This is a genomic window from Streptomyces griseofuscus (assembly GCF_014673495.1).
Classification (GTDB): Bacteria; Actinomycetota; Actinomycetes; order Streptomycetales; family Streptomycetaceae; genus Streptomyces; species Streptomyces murinus.
In genome coordinates, this window is record NZ_CP051006.1 from 5,540,215 (window position 1) to 5,557,467 (window position 17,253).

A 17,253-nucleotide genomic window follows, 5' to 3' on the forward strand; every position below is an offset into this window, starting at 1 on the left:
CGGCGGTTCACTCCCCTGGGCCGCGGGTTCACTCCTCGGTGAACAACTCCTCCAGCTTCACCGCGTGCAGGGCTCCCTCGAACCAGGTCTCCAGCTGGTCGAGGTCGGTGCAGGCCTGGATGCGCGCGCGGGCGGTGTCGGGGAGGGGACCGCGGCTCCATTCGAGGAAGCGGAGGAGCATCCGCCGGCAAGCTTCACGGACCTCCTCCCGCCCCTCCTCACGCACCTGTAGGGCGAGAGGGTGACGCCAGAAGTACTGGATCTGTCCCATCTATGCCACCTCCCATTCCCGGTACTGGATCACTCGTCGGTGAACAATTCGTCGGCGTCCGCCGCGTGTACGGCCCGCTCGGCCCACGCCTCCAGCTGGCCGAGGTCGGTGCAGTCCTCAATGCGCGCGCGGGCGGTGCCGGAAACGGGGATGCGGCGCGATTGGAGGAGGAGGAAGACCATCCGCCGACAAGCTTCCCGGCCCTCTTCCCGTCCTTCCACGCGCCCCTCCTCACGCACCTGTTCCGCCAGCGGGTGTCGCCAGAAGTACTGGACGGTCTTCATCAAGTCCCTCCACATCTGCTTCGCTTGGGAGTCGGTCAAGCAGGAGTCGACAAACTGCGCGTAGGCCGACGCGGTATCCGGATCGACGGTCTTCAGAATGGCTGCCAGGGATTCCAGTATGGCCGGAGCCTGGGGCCCGCGTCCGTGTGTCATCGCCGAGAACACCGAGAGGGACGGGTCCTGCTCGCCCCAGTGCTCGTCGGTGATCACCGGCACGTTGTCCGGCCCCAGCACCAGCGGACGCACCGTCATCGAGTGCCAGCCATGGAAGCCGAACCGGATCGGCCGCGAGGCCCACTTGGCGGTCGTGCTGCTCTGCGTGACCACGATCAGCACCGGTTCGCAGCGGTACTTCTCGTACAAGTAGGCGAGGTAGTAGGGCCAACTGCCCCGCTTCCGGTCGTCCACCCTCCCCTGCGACTCCACCACCAGCAGATACGTGCCCTCGTCCGTCTCCGCCCGCATCAACGTGTCCACCCGGCGCTCGACCGGTTCGATCTCGGTGAGGTCCACGTTCATGGCCACGATCTCCCGCGGCTCCGGAAACGGCACGTGCAGCACCCGCTGTAACGCCTTCGTCAACACCGAGGGATCCTTCTGGAAGATCCGGTGCAGCGCCTCGTGCGACGAGCCGACCATCGACACCCCCTCCTGTCGTACGACGTGACCAACGAGCCGGACGGCAAGAGGTTGCATATGCCTCGGGAATATGACTTCGGACGGCTGCCAGCACCCCTTGTCACCCCCCACCGCTACCGTCGACCCATGGCGCAAGAGGCGGGGACGCACACCGGTGAGCGGCGGATGGCTGTGCTCGAAGGTGTGCTGGAGCGGATCACGTACGCCAATGAGGAGAACGGGTACACCGTGGCCCGGGTCGATACGGGCAGGGGCGGGGGTGATCTGCTCACCGTCGTCGGGGCGTTGCTCGGGGCCCAGGTCGGGGAGTCCCTGCGGATGGAGGGGCGGTGGGGGAGTCATCCCCAGCACGGGAAGCAGTTCCAGGTCGAGAACTACAGCACCGTGCTCCCGGCCACCGTGCAGGGCATGCGGCGCTACCTCGGCTCCGGGCTGGTCAAGGGGATCGGGCCGGTCTTCGCCGACCGGATCACCCGGCACTTCGGCGTCGACACCCTCCGCGTCATCGAGGAGGAACCCAAGCGGCTGATCGAGGTGCCGGGGCTCGGGCCCAAGCGGACCAGGAAGATCGCCGAGGCCTGGGAGGAGCAGAAGGCGATCAAGGAGGTCATGCTCTTCCTCCAGACCGTCGAGGTGTCCACCTCCATCGCCGTGCGGATCTACAAGAAGTACGGGGATCAGTCGATCGACGTCGTCAGGAAGAATCCCTATCGGCTCGCCGCCGATGTCTGGGGGATCGGGTTCCTCACCGCCGACAAGATCGCCCAGTCCGTCGGCATCCCCCACGACAGCCCCGAACGCGTCAAGGCCGGCCTCCAGTACGCCCTCTCCCAGTCCGCCGACCAGGGCAACTGCTATCTGCCCGAGGAACGCCTGATCGCGGACGCCGTCAAACTCCTCCAGGTCGACACCGGCCTCGTCATCGAGTGCCTCGGGGAGCTGGCCCGAGAACCGGAGGACGGCACCGACCCCGGCGTCGTACGGGAGAAGGTGCCAGGGCCGGACGGGGGCGAGCCCGTCACCGCCGTGTACCTCGTGCCCTTCCATCGCGCCGAGCTGTCCCTCGCCGCCCAGCTGCTGCGCCTCCTGCGCACCGACGAGGACCGGATGCCCGGCTTCCAGGACGTCGACTGGGGCAAGGCCCTCGGCTGGCTCCACGGGCGCACCGGCACCGACCTCGCGCCCGAGCAGGAGGCCGCCGTCCGGCTCGCGCTCACGCAAAAGGTCGCCGTGCTCACCGGCGGCCCCGGCTGCGGCAAGTCCTTCACCGTCCGCTCCGTCGTGGAGCTGGCCCGCGCCCGGCGGGCCAAGGTGGTGCTCGCCGCCCCGACCGGCCGCGCCGCCAAACGGCTGGCCGAGCTGACCGGCGCCGAAGCCTCCACCGTGCACCGGCTGCTGGAGCTGAAGCCCGGCGGCGACGCGGCGTACGACCGGGAACGGCCGCTCGACGCCGACCTGGTGGTCGTGGACGAGGCGTCCATGCTGGACCTCCTCCTCGCCAACAAGCTGGTGAAGGCCGTACCGCCCGGAGCGCATCTGCTCTTCGTCGGGGATGTCGACCAGCTGCCCAGCGTCGGCGCCGGAGAGGTCCTGCGCGACCTCCTCGCGCCCGGCAGCCCGGTCCCCGCCGTCCGTCTCACCCGCGTCTTCCGGCAGGCCCAGCAGTCCGGCGTCGTCACCAACGCGCACCGGATCAACGAGGGGAAGCACCCTCTCACCGACGGGCTCAAGGACTTCTTCCTCTTCGTGGAGGACGACACCGAGGAGGCCGGGCGGCTCACCGTGGACGTGGCGGCGCGGCGCCTGCCCGCCAGGTTCGGGCTCGACCCGCGGCGCGATGTCCAGGTGCTCGCGCCCATGCACCGGGGCCCGGCCGGTGCCGGGGCGCTCAACGGGCTGCTCCAGCAGGCCATCACGCCCGCCCGCCCCGATGTGCCGGAGAAGCGGTTCGGCGGCCGGGTCTTCCGGGTCGGCGACAAGGTGACCCAGATTCGCAACAATTACGAGAAGGGGAAGAACGGGGTCTTCAACGGCACCGTGGGCGTCGTCACCGCGCTCGATCCCGTCGACCAGCGGCTCACGGTGCTGACCGACGAGGACGAGGAGGTTCCGTATGAATACGACGAACTGGACGAACTCGCGCACGCGTACGCGGTGACCATCCACCGTTCACAGGGAAGTGAATATCCCGCCGTGGTGATTCCCGTCACCACGGGAGCATGGATGATGCTGCAACGGAACCTGCTCTACACGGCCGTCACCCGGGCCAAGAAGCTGGTCGTGCTGGTGGGTTCGCGCCGGGCGATCGGCCAGGCCGTACGCACGGTGTCAGCCGGACGGCGGTGTACAGCCCTGGACTTCAGGCTCGCCGGGAAAAATGATCGATCAAAGGAGTCGTGAAGGTCACAGAGCACTTCCAGATGCCTCGCCGAGGGGGCAGGATGAGCAGGTTGGCGGCACTGAGTGCCGTCAATAGGCCCAATGGTCGACCCCGAGTGCACTCTCCTGAGCCAAATGGGGGATGGTAGAGACAGTCAGGGCACCTCGAAGATGAGGCACTACGTCGGTGAGGGAAGACGTGAGCGACAACTCTGTAGTACTGCGGTACGGCGACGGCGAGTACACCTACCCGGTGGTCGACAGCACCGTCGGCGACAAGGGCTTCGACATCGGGAAGCTGCGCGCCCAGACCGGGCTGGTGACCCTCGACAGCGGGTACGGCAACACGGCCGCCTATAAATCCGCGGTCACCTACCTCGACGGCGAGGCGGGCATCCTCCGCTACCGCGGCTACCCCATCGAGCAGCTGGCCGAGCGCTCCACCTTCCTGGAGGTGGCCTACCTGCTGATCAACGGTGAGCTGCCCACCGTCGACGAGCTGACGACGTTCAAGGGCGAGATCACGCGGCACACGCTGCTGCACGAGGACGTCAAGAACTTCTACAAGGGCTTCCCGCGCGACGCCCACCCGATGGCCATGCTGTCCTCGGTCGTCTCGGCGCTGTCCACCTTCTACCAGGACAGCCACAACCCGTTCGACGAGAAGCAGCGCAACCTCTCCACGATCCGGCTGCTCGCCAAGCTTCCGACGATCGCGGCGTACGCGTACAAGAAGTCGATCGGCCACCCGTTCGTCTACCCGCGCAACGACCTCGGCTACGTCGAGAACTTCCTGCGCATGACGTTCTCGGTCCCCGCCGACGAGTACGAGCTGGACCCGGTCGTCGTCTCCGCGCTGGACAAGCTGCTGATCCTGCACGCCGACCACGAGCAGAACTGTTCGACCTCCACGGTCCGCCTCGTCGGCTCCTCGCAGGCCAACATGTTCGCGTCGATCTCGGCCGGCATCAACGCGCTCTGGGGCCCGCTGCACGGCGGCGCCAACCAGTCCGTCCTGGAGATGCTGGAAGGCATCCGTGACTCGGGCTCCGACGTCGACACCTTCATCCGCAAGGTGAAGAACAAGGAGGACGGCGTCCGTCTGATGGGCTTCGGCCACCGGGTCTACAAGAACTTCGACCCGCGCGCCAAGATCATCAAGGCCGCCGCGCACGACGTCCTCTCGGCCCTCGGCAAGTCCGACGAGCTGCTGGACATCGCGCTCAAGCTGGAGGAGCACGCGCTCTCCGACGACTACTTCGTCTCGCGCAGCCTCTACCCGAACGTGGACTTCTACACCGGTCTGATCTACCGGGCCATGGGCTTCCCGGCGGAGATGTTCACCGTGCTGTTCTCCCTCGGCCGCCTCCCGGGCTGGATCGCCCAGTGGACCGAGATGATCAAGGAGCCCGGTTCCCGCATCGGCCGTCCGCGGCAGATCTACACGGGCGTGGTCGAGCGCGACTTCGTGCCGGTCGAGGCCCGCTGAGCCGCAGCCGCACCGCCTGAGACACGGGCAGAGAAGAAGGCGCCCTGAGTCGCCGGTCCCCCCACGGGCCGACGACCAGGGCGCCTTCCCATGTCCCGGTGCGGATTCCCCCCACGGGATCCGGGCCGGGCGCTCAGAGAGGACAGCGCCTGAATCGCTGTCGATTGCGGTCTGCCGGGACAGGCACGCCGGGAGGGCCGCTCAAAGACTTCCCGGTGTACGTGCCCCGGCAACGCATCTCCGGAGACGTCCCCCAAGACATCCCCAGACGTCGGAACAGCGCCCCCCAAGACGCCGATCCGACATCGCCAACTTAGACCTTCGAACCCCTTCGATGGTTACGTTCACATCACTGTGATCTGCGTCTCTTGCATATGTCCCTTTGATGCGCAAGAGCCCCGATCTGGCGATCGGGGCCTGCGCGTAAGGAAGATGCGCGAGCCTTGTGAAGAGCTTATGTGAGGCTCGCGCCCGTCTCTAGAGGGACTCCGGTTTCGCCTTCGAGCGGTATCTCACCGGAACCGGCGCAGCCGCAGGCTGTTGGTCACCACGAAGACCGAGGAGAAGGCCATCGCGGCGCCCGCGATCATCGGGTTCAGCAGGCCGGCGGCGGCCAGCGGCAGCGCGGCCACGTTGTAGCCGAACGCCCAGACGAGATTGCCCTTGATGGTGGCCAGCGTCCGCCGGGACAGCCGGATCGCGTCGGCGGCCGTGCGCAGGTCACCGCGGACCAGCGTCAGATCGCCCGCCTCGATCGCCGCGTCCGTGCCGGTGCCCATCGCGAGGCCCAGATCGGCGGTGGCGAGGGCGGCCGCGTCATTGACCCCGTCGCCGACCATGGCCACCGCGCGGCCCTCGGCCCGCAGGCGCCGTACGACGTCCACCTTGTCCTCGGGCAGCACCTCCGCGTACACGTGGGCCGCGTCGATACCGACTGCCCTGGCGACCGACTCGGCGACCGTCCGGTTGTCCCCGGTGAGCAGCACCGGCGTCAGTCCGAGGGCGCGTAGCTCGCGGATCGCCGCGGCGCTGGTCTCCTTGATCGCGTCGGCGACCGCGAGCACCCCGCGGGCCCGGCCGTCCCAGCCCGCCAGGACGGCCGTACGGCCCTCCCGCTCGGCCTCGGCGGCCGCCCGGGCCAGCTCCTCGGGAACGTCGTCGTACAGGCGCCCCACGGCCACCTCACGGCCGTCCACGCGCCCGCGCACGCCCCGCCCGGGGACGTTCTCGAAGTGCTCGACCGCGGGGAGTGTGCCGACGCGTTCCTCGGCGCCCGCCGCGACGGCGCGGGCGACCGGGTGCTCGGAGGCGTGTTCCAGGGCGCCCGCGAGGCGCAGCAGCTCCTGCTCGTCCTCGCCGTCGGCGGCGTACACCGTCTGGAGGGTCATCCGGCCGGTGGTGACGGTGCCGGTCTTGTCCAGGACGACGGTGTCCACGCGGCGCGTGGACTCCAGGACCTCGGGGCCCTTGATCAGGATGCCGAGCTGGGCGCCGCGCCCGGTGCCGACCATCAGCGCGGTCGGCGTGGCGAGGCCCAGCGCACAGGGGCAGGCGATGATCAGCACGGCGACGGCGGCGGTGAACGCGGAGACCGCGTCCCCGGTGACGCCGAGCCAGACCCCGAAGGTGGCCAGCGCGATCAGGATGACCACGGGCACGAACACCGCGGAGACCCGGTCGGCCAGCCGCTGCACCTCGGCCTTGCCGTTCTGCGCGTCCTCCACCAGCTTGGCCATCCGGGCCAGCTGGGTGTCGGCGCCGACCCGGGTGGCCTCGACGACGAGCCGCCCGCCCGCGTTGACCGTGGCGCCGGTGACCTGGTCGCCGGGGCCGACGTCCACCGGCACCGACTCGCCGGTCAGCATGGCGGCGTCGACCGCGGAGACGCCCTCGACCACGGTGCCGTCGGTGGCGACCTTCTCGCCGGGCCGTACGACGAACCGGTCGCCGACCGCCAGCGCCGAGACCGGCACCCGCACCTCACGCCCGTCCCGCAGCACCGCCACGTCCTTGGCGCCCAGCTCCAGCAGCGCCTTCAGGGCCGCGCCGGCGCGCCGCTTGGAGCGGGCCTCCAGATAGCGGCCGAGCAGGATCAGCGCGATGACGCCGGAGGCGACCTCCAGATAGATGGTGGAGGCGCCGTCCATCCGGGAGACGGTGAGGCGGAACTCGTCGTGCATGCCGGTCATCCCGGCGTGGCCGAAGAACAGGGCCCACAGCGACCAGCCGAACGCGGCCAGCGTGCCGACCGAGACCAGGGTGTCCATGGTGGCCGCGCCGTGCCGGGCGTTGGTCCAGGCGGCGCGGTGGAAGGGCGCGCCGCCCCAGACGACGACGGGCGCGGCGAGGGTGAGCGAGAGCCACTGCCAGTTGTCGAACTGGAGGGCCGGGATCATCGCGAGCAGCGCGACGGGCAGGGCGAGCAGCGCGGAGACGAGCAGCCGGTGGCGCAGCGCGCCGAGTTCGGGGTCCTGCCCGGCGGAATCCGGGGCCTCGGCCTCCGGTTCGGGCCGCGGCGGGGCGGGTTCCTCGGCGGTGTACCCGGTCTTGACGACGGTCGCGATCAGATCGGCGACCTCGACGCCCGTGCCGTAGCTGACCTTCGCCTTCTCGGTGGCGAAGTTGACGGTGGCGCTGACGCCGTCCATCCGGTTGAGCTTCTTCTCGACGCGGGCCGCGCAGGAGGCGCAGGTCATCCCGCCGATGAGCAGCTCGACCTCGGACGACGTACCGGGGGTTATGGCGGTGTCCGCTTGCTCTGCTTGCTCTGCGATGGTGCTGGTCATGTCCGGACTCCAGACATCGGACCGGACCGCACGGAGCCAGTATCAGCTGGTCGGCACGGCCGGTCGGGACTGTGGAAAAGCGGTGCTCAGGCCTTGCCGGCCAGCTCGAAGCCGGCCTCGTCCACGGCGGCGCGGACGGCCTCGTCGTCCAGCGGGGCCGCGGAGACGACGGTCACCTCGCCGCTCGACGCGACGGCCTTCACCGAGGTGACGCCGGGGAGCCGGGAGATCTCGCCGGAGACGGATCCCTCGCAGTGCCCGCAGCTCATGCCGGTCACCTGGTAGACGGTGGTGACGGAGGCCGGGGTGTCGGTCTGGGCGCTCAATTCGTTCTCCTCGTCGTGGCACATGGGGCCGGTGGTGTTCGCCGGTGCTGTTCCCGATGGTTTCCCCACCCTCGCCAGAGTATACCCCTAGGGGGTATTTTTCCAAGGAGGGTACGGAGGATTGCGTCGGGCGAGTGACAGCGCCCAGAAGAGTCCGGCCAGCGCGACGAGGGCCGGGCCGAGGGCGGAGACCAGGGTCAGCAGATGCTGCTGAGCGGCGCTCGGCTGCGGCGGGTACCCCGGCGCGAACAGCCCGGTCTCCACGCCCCGGCCGGTGAGCCGTACGACCAGCCAGGGCGAAAGGCCGCGCGCCGTGTCCGCCAGCGCGTGCAGCAGGGCGGCGCCCATCCCGGCGGCGACCACCGGCGGCGCGTACCGGAAGCGGCCGTCGGGGCGGCGCAGCGCCAGCAGCACACCGCCCGCGACCGCGCTCCAGGCGCCCTGCCCGAGGGGTGCGAGCAGCCCGCGCACCAGCTCCGTCTCCAGCTGCCCCCAGGGGTCCGGCGCCCACAGGGCCGCGTCGAGGGCGTGCCCGGTGCTCTCCAGGGCCGCGAAGCCGGCGCCCACGGCGGCGCCCAGCACCAGCCCGGCCCGCATCCCGTGGACGGCCGGCTGGCGGCGCAGCGCGAACGCCAGCGCCCCCAGCTTGGCCGCCTCCTCGGCCAGGGCGACGGTCAGATACCGGCCCGTGGAGGGGTGGGGCACGGACGCGGCCGTGAGGCAGGCGCCGAGCACGCCGAGCGCGCCGCCGGCCAGGAAGCAGCCGAGCACCGCGCTGACGCCGAGGTCGCGGCCGTGCCGTTCGTACGCCCACAGCACGAAGACCACCGGCGCCAGGAACGCGCCCAGCAGGACGGGCACCGCGAGCGCCGCCGCGCTCCGGGTCGCGAGGGCCAGTCCCGCGGCCGGCACCCACACCGCGAGCCCGCCGACCAGACAGCGCCGCCACAGCCCCGCGCCGATGCGCGGGTACGGGGGCGGGGGCTGCTGCGGGTGGGGGATGCGGGCCTTGGGTGTGCCGGGCGGCGGGGGGTGGCTCACGTGGGTCGTCCCGTCGGGCTGGGGCAGGGGCGGGTCACCGAGTGGTGCGCGAAGGGGGTGCGGGGGGTGGTGGGTGATTCCTCCGCACCTTAGGCAGATGTGCCGGTTCGTCGCCGTTCTCCTGCGCCGTACGCGTGAAGTCCGCGGGGCGGCGGTGCGCGGGTGCGTGAAAAGGTGAGCCGCATGAGAGCGGTGGTGTTCGAGGAGTTCGGGAAGCCCGCCGAGGTGCGGGAGGTGCCCGACCCGGCGCCCGCGGAGCACGGGGTCGTGGTGCGGGTCGAGGCGACCGGGCTGTGCCGCAGCGACTGGCACGGCTGGATGGGCCACGACACGGACATCGTGCTGCCGCATGTGCCCGGACATGAACTCGCCGGTGTGGTCGAGGCGGTGGGCACCCGGGTGACCGGTTGGCGGCCCGGCGACCGGGTCACCGTGCCGTTCGTCTGCGCCTGCGGCAGCTGTCCGGCCTGCGCGGCGGGCGACCAGCAGGTGTGCGAACGGCAGACCCAGCCCGGCTTCAGTCACTGGGGCTCCTTCGCCGACTACGTCGCCCTCGACCACGCCGACGTCAACCTGGTGGCGATCCCGGACGGCATGGCGTACGGCACCGCCGCGGGCCTCGGCTGCCGCTTCGCCACCGCCTTCCGTGCCGTGGTGCAGCAGGGGCGGGCCGCGGCCGGTCAGTGGGTCGCGGTGCACGGCTGCGGCGGGGTCGGCCTGTCCGCGGTGATGATCGCGGCGGCTGCCGGGGCACGGGTGGTCGCCGTCGACATCGCGCCCGGGGCGCTGGAGCTGGCGCGCAGGTTCGGCGCGGCGCACTGCCTGGACGCGAGCACGGTGCCCGATACGGCCGCCGCGGTACGGGAGTTGACCGGCGGCGGCGCCCATCTCTCCCTGGACGCCCTCGGCTCGCCCGCCACCTGTGCCGCCTCCGTCGACTCCCTGCGCCGCCGCGGCCGGCATGTCCAGGTCGGGCTGCTGCCCTCGGCCGACGGCACCACCCCGGTGCCGATGGCCCGCGCGATCGCCCTGGAACTGGAACTCCTGGGCAGCCACGGCATGGCCGCCCACACCTACCCCGGCATGCTGGAGCTGGTCCGCTCCGGCGTCCTGCGCCCCGACCTCCTGGTGACCTCCGCCGTCCCGCTCGACGCCGCCCCGGCGGCCCTCGCCCGGATGGGGGAGGCGCCGGGGGCCGGGGTGACCGTCATCGAACCGTGGTCGTGACCGCGCTGTAGGCAGTGGGACGCGCTGCCGGGGCCTCAGTCGGGGCGGCGGCCGCGGCTGCTCGGCCGGGAGGCGACCCAGGCGCGGACGGTGTCGGCGTACCAGTAGGGCTTGCCGCCCTCCACATGGTCCGGCGGCGGCAGCAGCCCGTGCTTGCGGTACGACCGCACGGTGTCCGGCTGCACCTTGATGTGCGCCGCGATCTCCTTGTAGGACCAGAGCCGGCGGTCGGTCATGAGCTGCACCTCCCCGCGCGCACCGCGGCGGCGGCCGGGGACGGCCGTCGGGGGAACCGGGCGCTGCGCTGGCGATCATCAAGCCTGCGCCCGGACAACGACGCACCGTCACCAACGGTCAGCCCCTGTCGACCGGGTGTGACGCGGTGCCCGCGTACGCGCAACATGTGTGACGGAAGAGGGGCATTTGTGACACGGCTGACGCAAAGTGGGGCGCGGGCGCGCGCATGGCCGGCCCCGCGCCCGGGAACGAGCATGAAACCCCTCATCGTCCGAATGTCCGGACAAAGCATTGACAGTGTTCCGTGGGCAGGACTAGAAAGCCGGGGGAGTCGTGACGAACCGGGGGAGCCGTGACGAAGGGGAGCCGATGGCGTACGACCTGATCACCATGGGCCGGATCGGAGTGGACCTTTATCCGCTCCAGGCCGGCGTCCCGCTCGCGCAGGTGACGTCCTTCGGCAAGTTCCTCGGTGGCTCGGCGACCAACGTCGCGGTGGCGGCGGCGCGGCTGGGCCGGACCACCGCCGTGATCACCCGTACCGGCGACGACCCCTTCGGCACCTATCTGCACGACGCGCTGCGCGCCTTCGGCGTCGACGACCGCTGGGTCACCTCCGTGCCCGGACTCCCCACCCCCGTCACCTTCTGCGAGATCTTCCCGCCGGACGACTTCCCGCTGTACTTCTACCGGCAGCCCAAGGCCCCCGACCTGGAGATCGAGGCGGGCGAGCTGAACCTCGAGGCCATCGCCGCCGCCCGCGTCTTCTGGGTGACCGGCACGGGGCTCAGCGAGGAACCCAGCCGTACCGCCACCCTCACCGCCCTCGCCCACCGGAAGAGGGCCGGGACCACCGTGTTCGACCTCGACTGGCGGCCGATGTTCTGGCGCGACCCCGAGGCCGCCCGCCCCTTCTACGCCGAGGCCCTGCGCCACACCACCGTCGCCGTCGGCAATCTGGACGAGGTGGAGATCGCCACCGGCACCCGCGAACCGCACGCCGCCGCACGGGCGTTGCTGGACGCGGGGGTCCGGCTCGCGGTGGTGAAACAGGGGCCCAAGGGGGTTCTCGCCGTCGGCGCGGACGGCACGGTGGTGGAGGTGCCCCCGCTCCCCGTCACCGTCCTCAACGGCCTCGGCGCCGGGGACGCGTTCGGGGGCTCCCTGTGCCACGGGCTGCTGGCCGACCGGGACCTGGAGACCACCCTGCGGAGCGCCAACGCGGCCGGCGCCATCGTCGCCTCCCGCCTGGAGTGCTCCTCCGCGATGCCCACCTCGGACGAGGTGGCCGCGGCCCTCGCGGCCGGAGCGGTGCGGTGAGCACGGGCGGCGTCCCGGACGGGGGCGGAGGCGCGGACCGGGACGGAGGCGGGGGCGCGGACCGGAGCGGGGGCGGGGGCCGGAGCGGCACTCCGAACCGGAGCGGCACCGTGGACATCGCGGGCTTGGTCCGCGTCCGCGTCCAAAACCCCGAGGCGATCGCCGAGGCCGCCGCTCGGCGCCGGCGCCGGCCCCTGCTGAACGACACCGGCCGGCTGTTGATCGTCGCCGCCGACCATCCCGCCCGCGGCGCCCTCGCCGTCGGCGACCGCGAGCTCGCCATGGCCGACCGCGCCGACCTGCTCGGACGCCTCTGCCTCGCGCTGTCGAGGCCCGGCGTCGACGGCGTCCTCGCCACCGCCGACATCCTGGACGACCTGCTGCTGCTCGGCGCCCTGGAGAACAAGGTGGTCATGGGCTCGATGAACCGCGGCGGGCTGCGCGGCGCGCGCTTCGAACTGGACGACCGGTTCACCGGATACCGCCCCGAGGACATCGACCGCCTCGGCTTCGACGCGGGCAAGCTGCTGCTGCGCCTCGACTACACCGACCCCGGCTCCCTGACCACCCTGGAGTCCGCCGCCCGCGCCGTCGACGCGATGGCCGCACGCCGGCTCCCGGTCTTCGTGGAGCCCTTCATCAGCCGCCGCACCCCCGCGGGCGCACTCGTCAACGACCTCTCCGCCGAGGCCGTCACCCGCTCCATCGCCATCGCCTCGGGCCTCGGCGGCAGTTCGGCCTACACCTGGCTGAAGGTGCCGGTCACCGAGGACCCGCGGGACATGGCCCGCGTCCTGGCCGCCTCCACCCTCCCCGCCGTACTGCTCGGCGGTGACATAGGCGACGCACCCGCCGACCGCGACGCCGCCCACGAGAAGTGGTGTGGCGCGCTCCACTTGCCCACCGTACGCGGCCTGGTGGCCGGCCGCTCGCTGCTGTACCCGGCGGACGGCGATGTGGCCGCCGCCGTGGACACCGCCACCGCACTGCTGCGAGAGGCCGCATGACCAGCGACGACCTGTATCTGCCCCGAGGTACCGCGGCGAGCGCCGAGTACGTCCTCGACATCCGCCCCGAGCGCGCCGGTTGGACGTACAGCGCCCTGCGTATCGTCGAGTTGTCCCCGGGTGGTAGCCATACGTTCATCACAGGGAACAGCGAGTGGATCGTGCTTCCGCTGGAAGGCGGATGTACCGTTCGAATCGAGGAAAGCGAGTTCCAACTCCTGGGTCGGGACAGCGTGTTCGCGGGGGCCTCGGACTTCGCGTACGCGCCCCGTGACGCCCGGGTCCAGATCGCCTCCGGCGCGGGAGGCCGCTTCGCCCTGGCAGGAGCGAAGTGCGAGCGACGACTCCCCGCCCGCTACGGCCCCGCGCCGGAGGTTCCCGTCGAGCAGCGCGGCAGCGGCACCTGCGCCCGCCGGGTGCGCAACTTCGCCGCCGCCGACGCGTTCGACTGCGACCGGCTGATCGCCGTCGAGGTCCTCACTCCCGGCGGCAACTGGTCCTCGTACCCGCCGCACAAGCACGACGAGCACCGGCCGGGCGAGGAATGCGAACTGGAGGAGATCTACTACTTCGAGATCGAGGGTCCAGGCGGCCTCGGCTACCAGCGGGTGTTCCCCTCCCGCCCGGGCGGTGCCGACGTCCTCGCCGAGGTCCGCTCCGGCGACGCCGTCCTCGTCCCCGACGGCTGGCACGGCCCCTCCATCGCCCAGCCGGGACACGCCATGTACTACCTGAACGTGATGGCCGGGCCCGGCGAGAACAGGGAGTGGCGGATCCGCTTCCACCCCGACCACACCGAGACCACCGGGGGTTACCGATGACGACCCGGCTCACCGTCGCCCAGGCGCTCGTCCGCTTCCTCACCGCCCAGCACACCGAACGCGACGGCGAGCGGCGCCGGCTGATCGGCGCCACCTGGGGCATCTTCGGCCACGGAAACGTCGCGGGCATCGGGCAGGCACTGGTCGAGTACGCGGGCGTGATGCCGTACCACCAGGGCCGCAACGAGCAGTCCATGGTGCACGCGGCCGTCGGCTACGCCCGCCAGTGCGGCCGCCTCGCCACCCACGCGGTGACGACCTCCATCGGGCCCGGCGCCACCAACCTCGTCACCGGCGCCGCCCTCGCCACCGTCAACCACCTCCCCGTCCTGCTGCTCCCCGGCGACGTCTTCGCCACCCGCCCCGCCGACCCGGTCCTCCAGCAGCTGGAGGTGCCGTACGCGGGCGATGTCTCGGTCAACGACACGCTGCGCCCGGTCTCCCGCTACTTCGACCGGATCACCCGCCCCGAGCAGCTGATCCCGAGCGCGCTCGCGGCCATGCGGGTGCTCACCGACCCCGTGGAGACCGGCGCGGTCACCCTCGCCCTGCCGCAGGACGTGCAGGCGGAGGCGTACGACTGGCCCGAGGAGTTCTTCGCCGAGCGGGTGTGGAGCGTACGCCGCCCGGGCCCGGACCCCGCCGAACTGGCCCGCGCGGCAGCCGCCGTCCGGGCCGCCCGCCGCCCCCTGCTCGTCGCGGGCGGCGGGATCCGCCACAGCCGCGCCCAGGCGGCCCTCGCCGCGTTCGCCGAGGCGACCGGCATCCCCGTGGCGTCCACCCAGGCGGGCAAGGGCGCGCTGCGGTACGACCATCCGCGAGACGTCGGCGGGATCGGCCACACCGGTACCGCGACCGCCGACGAACTGGCGCGCACCGCGGACCTGGTGATCGGCGTCGGTACCCGCTTCACCGACTTCACCACCGCCTCCGGCACCCTCTTCCAGCACCCGGACGTCCGCTTCCTGCACCTCAACATCGCACCCCACGACGCCCACAAACTGGCCGCGCTGCCCCTGGTCGCGGACGCCCGCACCGGCCTGGAGGAGCTGACCGGGGCGCTGGCGTCCTACAAGACGGACGGCGCGTACACGGCCGAGTACACGGCGGCCAAGGAGCGCTGGGAGCGGCGTGTCGACGCCTGCTTCGCGAGCCCCGACCCCGACGCGCGGCCGACCCAGCCGCAGGTCCTCGGCGCGCTGGACGCCCTGGTGGACGAGTCGGACATCGTGATCAACGCGGCCGGTTCGCTCCCCGGCGATCTGCACAAGCTGTGGCGGGCGCGCTCCCGTGACCAGTACCACCTGGAGTACGGCTACTCCTGCATGGGCTACGAGATCCCGGCCGCGCTCGGCGTGAAGCTGGCGGCGCCCGAGCGCGAGGTCTGGGCACTGGTCGGCGACGGCACGTATCTGATGATGCCGACCGAGATCGTGACCGCCGTCCAGGAGGGCGTCGCGATCAAGGTGCTGCTGGTGCAGAACCACGGGTACGCCTCCATCGGGGGGCTCTCGGCGGCGGTGGGCGGCGAGCGGTTCGGCACCGCGTACCGGTTCCGGACGCAGGAGGGCACCTACACGGGCGCCCCGCTGCCCGTCGATCTGGCGGCCAACGCGGCCAGCCTGGGGATGCGGGTACTGCGGGCGGGGAGCGTCCGGGAACTGCGCGTGGCGCTCGCCGAGGCGCGGGCCGCCGACACTCCCACATGTGTCTACGTCGAGACCGAAACGTCCGACACTGTGTCGGGCGCGCCCGAGGCACAGGCCTGGTGGGATGTTCCTGTGGCCGCGAGCGCGACCCGAACCCCCGCGGTCACGGCACGTGAGCAGTACGAACGGCACGTCTCGACCCGACGCCGCCATCTGTGAACAAGGAGTCTCTGGGCATGACGAAGATCGTCAACCACTGGATCGGCGGGAAGACCGTCGAAGGCGCGTCGGGCACGTACGGGCCGGTCACCGACCCGGCGACCGGCGCGGTCACCACCAAGGTCGCGTTCGCCTCCGTCGAGGAGGTCGACGCCGCGGTCGCCGCGGCCAAGGACGCCTTCGCGAGCTGGGGCCAGTCCTCGCTGGCGCAGCGCACCACGATCCTCTTCAGGTTCCGGGCGCTGCTGGACGCGCACCGGGACGAGATCGCGGAGCTGATCACCGCCGAGCACGGCAAGGTGCACTCCGACGCGCTCGGCGAGGTGGCCCGCGGCCTGGAGATCGTGGACCTGGCCTGCGGCATCAACGTGCAGCTCAAGGGCGAGCTGTCCACGCAGGTCGCGAGCCGCGTGGACGTGGCCTCGATCCGCCAGCCGCTCGGCGTGGTCGCGGGCATCACGCCGTTCAACTTCCCGGCGATGGTCCCGATGTGGATGTTCCCGATCGCCATCGCGACCGGCAACACCTTCGTGCTCAAGCCGAGCGAGAAGGACCCCTCCGCCTCCCTGCGCATCGCCGAGCTGCTGGCCGAGGCCGGGCTCCCGGACGGTGTGTTCAACGTGGTGCAGGGCGACAAGGTGGCCGTGGACCGCCTCCTGGAGCACCCGGACGTGAAGGCCGTCTCCTTCGTCGGCTCCACCCCGATCGCCCGCTACATCCACACCACCGCCTCCGCCAACGGCAAGCGCGTGCAGGCCCTGGGCGGCGCCAAGAACCACATGCTGGTGCTGCCGGACGCCGACCTGGACGCGGCGGCCGACGCGGCCGTCTCCGCGGCCTACGGCTCGGCCGGCGAGCGCTGCATGGCGATCTCGGCGGTCGTCGCGGTCGGCGCCATCGGCGACGAGCTGGTGGCGAAGATCCGCGAGCGCGCCGAGAAGATCAAGATCGGTCCGGGCAACGACCCCACCTCCGAGATGGGCCCGCTGATCACCGCCGCCCACCGCGACAAGGTGGCCTCCTACGTCACCGGCGCGGCCGCCGAGGGCGCCGAGGTGGTCCTGGACGGCACCGGCCACACGGTCGAGGGGTACGAGGACGGCCACTGGATCGGCATCTCGCTGCTGGACAAGGTGCCGACGACCGCCAAGGCGTACCAGGACGAGATCTTCGGCCCGGTGCTGTGCGTGCTGCGCGTGGACACGTACGACGAGGGCGTGGCCCTCATGAACGCCTCGCCGTTCGGCAACGGCACCGCGATCTTCACCCGGGACGGCGGCGCCGCCCGCCGCTTCCAGATGGAGATCGAGGCCGGCATGGTCGGCGTCAACGTGCCGATCCCGGTGCCGGTGGGCTACCACTCCTTCGGTGGCTGGAAGGACTCGCTCTTCGGCGACCACCACATCTACGGCAACGACGGCACGCACTTCTACACCCGCGGCAAGGTCGTCACCACCCGCTGGCCCGACCCGGCCGACGCCCCCACCGGTGTCGACCTCGGGTTCCCGCGCAACCACTGAGCGGCACCCGGAATCCCCGCTCTCCCCTCGTCAGGCCG

The 17,253-nt window shown here is 71.5% G+C and carries 14 protein-coding genes; 8 read left to right on the top strand and 6 right to left on the bottom strand.

Features of this window, described 5'->3' with window-relative positions; all coding sequences use genetic code 11:
- Positions 1 to 28: 28 nt before the first annotated feature.
- Positions 29 to 271 (bottom strand): hypothetical protein, encoded by a 243-nt coding sequence (locus HEP81_RS25135; RefSeq protein WP_037651654.1) that lies wholly within the window; start codon positions 269 to 271, stop codon positions 29 to 31.
- 29 nt (positions 272 to 300) lie between these two features.
- Entirely contained in the window at positions 301 to 1,194 is an 894-nt protein-coding gene (locus HEP81_RS25140; protein ID WP_037651656.1) for a hypothetical protein, read from the bottom strand.
- Between the two features lie 126 nt (positions 1,195 to 1,320).
- Here HEP81_RS25140 and recD2 point away from each other — a divergent pair, with 126 nt between their 5' ends.
- Together recD2 and HEP81_RS25150 are read left to right on the top strand one after the other, a co-directional pair.
- Positions 1,321 to 3,594: an SF1B family DNA helicase RecD2 gene (gene recD2 / locus HEP81_RS25145; RefSeq protein WP_063755187.1), complete on the top strand. Its 2,274-nt coding sequence runs from the start codon at positions 1,321 to 1,323 to the stop codon at positions 3,592 to 3,594.
- Between the two features lie 178 nt (positions 3,595 to 3,772).
- The gene (locus tag HEP81_RS25150) at positions 3,773 to 5,062 is read left to right on the top strand and encodes a citrate synthase (protein ID WP_037651658.1); all 1,290 of its coding nucleotides are present in this window, start codon (positions 3,773 to 3,775) and stop codon (positions 5,060 to 5,062) included.
- Between the two features lie 512 nt (positions 5,063 to 5,574).
- Here HEP81_RS25150 and HEP81_RS25155 read toward each other — a convergent pair.
- The 3 genes from HEP81_RS25155 to HEP81_RS25165 all read right to left on the bottom strand — a co-directional run bounded on the left by HEP81_RS25155 (position 5,575) and on the right by HEP81_RS25165 (position 9,215).
- On the bottom strand, positions 5,575 to 7,848 hold the full coding sequence (locus HEP81_RS25155) for a heavy metal translocating P-type ATPase (RefSeq protein WP_037651659.1): 2,274 nt from the start codon (positions 7,846 to 7,848) through the stop codon (positions 5,575 to 5,577).
- Positions 7,849 to 7,934: 86 nt separating this feature from the next.
- Positions 7,935 to 8,174: a heavy-metal-associated domain-containing protein gene (locus HEP81_RS25160; protein ID WP_037651940.1), complete on the bottom strand. Its 240-nt coding sequence runs from the start codon at positions 8,172 to 8,174 to the stop codon at positions 7,935 to 7,937.
- Positions 8,175 to 8,261: 87 nt separating this feature from the next.
- On the bottom strand, positions 8,262 to 9,215 hold the full coding sequence (locus HEP81_RS25165) for a PrsW family glutamic-type intramembrane protease (RefSeq protein WP_037651661.1): 954 nt from the start codon (positions 9,213 to 9,215) through the stop codon (positions 8,262 to 8,264).
- A gap of 183 nt (positions 9,216 to 9,398) precedes the next feature.
- Between HEP81_RS25165 and HEP81_RS25170 the strand changes: the two genes are divergently transcribed.
- Positions 9,399 to 10,442: a zinc-dependent alcohol dehydrogenase family protein gene (locus HEP81_RS25170; protein ID WP_037651663.1), complete on the top strand. Its 1,044-nt coding sequence runs from the start codon at positions 9,399 to 9,401 to the stop codon at positions 10,440 to 10,442.
- Between the two features lie 35 nt (positions 10,443 to 10,477).
- On the opposite strand, the gene HEP81_RS25175 is transcribed toward HEP81_RS25170, so the two are convergent.
- Positions 10,478 to 10,678, bottom strand: a complete 201-nt coding sequence (locus tag HEP81_RS25175) for a helix-turn-helix transcriptional regulator (RefSeq protein WP_037651666.1) — start codon at positions 10,676 to 10,678, stop codon at positions 10,478 to 10,480.
- 370 nt (positions 10,679 to 11,048) lie between these two features.
- On the opposite strand from HEP81_RS25175, the gene iolC reads away from it, so the two are divergent.
- From iolC to mmsA, 5 genes are all read left to right on the top strand, one after another.
- Positions 11,049 to 11,999 carry a 5-dehydro-2-deoxygluconokinase gene (gene iolC / locus HEP81_RS25180; RefSeq protein WP_037651669.1) on the top strand — a complete coding sequence of 317 codons (951 nt, stop codon included), beginning with the start codon at positions 11,049 to 11,051 and terminating at the stop codon, positions 11,997 to 11,999.
- A 110-nt stretch (positions 12,000 to 12,109) separates the two neighbouring features.
- A complete protein-coding gene (locus HEP81_RS25185; RefSeq protein ID WP_243279586.1) occupies positions 12,110 to 13,006 on the top strand; it encodes a Cgl0159 family (beta/alpha)8-fold protein in 897 nt (298 codons plus the stop codon).
- The gene (gene iolB, locus HEP81_RS25190; RefSeq protein WP_037651671.1) at positions 13,003 to 13,827 is read left to right on the top strand and encodes a 5-deoxy-glucuronate isomerase; all 825 of its coding nucleotides are present in this window, start codon (positions 13,003 to 13,005) and stop codon (positions 13,825 to 13,827) included. Before HEP81_RS25185 ends, iolB begins: the two co-directional genes overlap by 4 nt.
- A complete protein-coding gene (gene iolD, locus HEP81_RS25195) occupies positions 13,824 to 15,695 on the top strand; it encodes a 3D-(3,5/4)-trihydroxycyclohexane-1,2-dione acylhydrolase (decyclizing) (protein WP_037651674.1) in 1,872 nt (623 codons plus the stop codon). The genes iolB and iolD overlap by 4 nt, the downstream gene beginning before the upstream one ends.
- A gap of 17 nt (positions 15,696 to 15,712) precedes the next feature.
- Positions 15,713 to 17,215, top strand: coding sequence for a CoA-acylating methylmalonate-semialdehyde dehydrogenase (gene mmsA / locus HEP81_RS25200; protein WP_037651676.1), 1,503 nt, complete (start codon positions 15,713 to 15,715; stop codon positions 17,213 to 17,215).
- Positions 17,216 to 17,253 lie beyond the last annotated feature (38 nt).